Raw genomic sequence first — 409 nt, 5'->3', positions numbered from 1 at the left:
AGGTGGCTTGGCACGGCCCCGATGCACCATTTCCTGGTGCTTGCGCATCACGCGGTAGAACGTCGAGGATGAGGCCAAGTAGCGCTGCTCCTCGTCGAACAGGCGCACCACGATCTGCTCTGGCGGCAGGCTGGCGTACTCGGGGCGGTGGCACACGTCGAGGATCTCCTGTTCTTCGGCCGGTGTTAGCGCGTTAGCCGGCACCGGCCGGCCGACCAAAGGGCGCTGGTCCTCGTGCAGCTCGCCGCCGCGCGTCCAGCGCTGGTACGTCCTGGCGGTGATGCCCAGCTCTCGGCAGGCAGCCTCCAGGCGGGCCCCCTGGGCCCTGGCCTCTTCGATCAGCGCGATGGCGCGTTGGCGATCTGGGGTGCTGATCATGCGTCCTCGTCCCCCCAGATCGCCCTCGCCT

At 68.7% G+C, this 409-nt stretch carries 1 protein-coding gene; it reads right to left on the bottom strand.

What is annotated here, in order from left to right:
* Positions 1-378: helix-turn-helix domain-containing protein (locus tag Q673_RS23925; RefSeq protein WP_043524473.1), on the bottom strand; the 378-nt coding region annotated here is incomplete at its 3' end.
* Positions 379-409 lie beyond the last annotated feature (31 nt).

The sequence above is a fragment of the Halomonas sp. PBN3 genome (assembly GCF_000475415.1).
In the GTDB taxonomy this organism is placed as follows: domain Bacteria; phylum Pseudomonadota; class Gammaproteobacteria; order Pseudomonadales; family Halomonadaceae; genus Halomonas; species Halomonas shengliensis.
This window is presented reverse-complemented; position numbering and strand designations above follow the sequence as displayed.